The sequence below is a fragment of the Arthrobacter sp. Y3225116 genome, from assembly GCF_059091245.1.
Genome location: NZ_JBNHGL010000410.1, coordinates 1 through 1,528 on the forward strand (window position 1 = coordinate 1; position 1,528 = coordinate 1,528).

At 72.7% G+C, this 1,528-nt stretch carries 2 protein-coding genes; both read right to left on the reverse strand.

Annotation, left to right across the window (positions count from 1 at the left end; all coding sequences use genetic code 11):
- Positions 1-72: 72 nt before the first annotated feature.
- Positions 73-651, reverse strand: a complete 579-nt coding sequence (locus tag AC5RV2_RS17865) for an ATP-binding cassette domain-containing protein (protein WP_494093439.1) — start codon at positions 649-651, stop codon at positions 73-75.
- On the reverse strand, positions 648-1,460 hold the full coding sequence (locus tag AC5RV2_RS17870) for an ABC transporter permease (protein ID WP_494093440.1): 813 nt from the start codon (positions 1,458-1,460) through the stop codon (positions 648-650). Before AC5RV2_RS17870 ends, AC5RV2_RS17865 begins: the two co-directional genes overlap by 4 nt.
- Positions 1,461-1,528: the final 68 nt, after the last annotated feature.

Sequence of the window (1,528 nt, forward strand, 5' to 3'; positions counted from 1 at the left end):
CCGTGTCCTTCCACGTCTCCCCCAAGCTGCCGCTGCGCGGCACTGTGTCGAAGACCTCCACCATGGAGACCGTTAACCGGAAACGACGGCGCTCCGCCCCGCCAGCACCCGGCGGAGCAGCCTGCGCAGGGCCGGGGCCGCCGTGATATCGAGGGCGGACATCGGCTCGTCCAACAGCAGCAGCGAGGGGTCGGCCGCCAGCGCACGGGCTACCGCTACGCGCTGCGCCTGGCCCCCGGACAGCTCTCCCGGCCGGCGGTCGGCCAGCCCGGAGGCTTCCACTTCCGCCAGCCAATGCCGGGCTGCCCTGCGGGCATCAACCCGGGAGGCTCCCCGGCTGCGCAGCCCGTAGGCAACGTTAGCCTCGACGCCCAGGTGCGGAAACAACAGCGGCTCCTGCGCCAGCAGGCCGACGCCGCGGGCATGGGCAGGCACCCAGCGGTCCGGCTGCGGCTGCCCGGCGCTGAACAGGACCTTGCCGTCCAGTTCCGCCCGGCCCCAGGCGGGGCGCAGCAGCCCGGCAACCAAACCCAGCAGGGTCGACTTGCCGGCCCCGTTCGGGCCGAGCACGGCGACGGTTTCTCCGTCCGCGACGCTGAAGTCGGCCTCGAAGCCGCGGGACGGCAGCCGCGCCGTCAGTTCCAGGCTCATGGGAGACCCGCCGCCCGGCCCGGACCGCTCCTGCGGTGGACCAGCATCACCACCGCGACGGCGACCACCACCAGCACGAGCGACAGCGCCACCGCGGCATCGGCATCGGTTTCCCGCTGCAGGTAGATCTCCAGCGGGAGCGTGCGCGTGACTCCCTCCAGGCTTCCGGCAAAAGTCAGCGTGGCTCCGAACTCGCCCAGGCACCGGGCAAAGGACAGCACCGCCCCGGAGAGCAGCCCGGGCAGCACCAGCGGCAGGGTCACCGTGCGCAGGACGCGGGACGGCCGGGCGCCCAGCGTTGCCGCGACCGTTTCATACCTGGTGCCCGCCGTGCGCAGCGCACCTTCCAGGCTTAACACGAGGAACGGCAGCGCCACGAAGGACTGCGCGAGCACCACGGCGGTGGTGGAGAACGCGATCTCGAGGCCGATCATTTCGAAGGTGCCGCCGAGCAGCCCGCGGCGCCCGAACGTATACAGCAGGGCCAGGCCGCCGACGACGGGCGGCAGCACCAGGGGCAAGAGCACCAGCGACCGGACGACCTGCTGGCCGGGGAAACTGCTGCGCGCCAGCACGAGCGCCATCGGGACGCCCAGCACGATGCACAAGGCCGTGCTGGTGGCGGCAGTCCGCAGGCTCAGGCCCAGCGCGGCCAGCGCCGGCTCGGAGGTCACGAGCCGTGGAAACTCCAGCCAGTTCACGCGCGCGGCCATCCCGGCCAGCGGCAGCAGGACGAAGACGGCGCCGGCCGCAGCCAGCGGATACACCCAGTAGGGCACCGGGGCGCGCACCGCCGTCGTCGTCGTCATGTTCTCCCGTTCGTCCCGTAGGTTGTCCGCAATCCCGTCCGGCGCCCTGGTCGCGCCCGGCCGCCCGC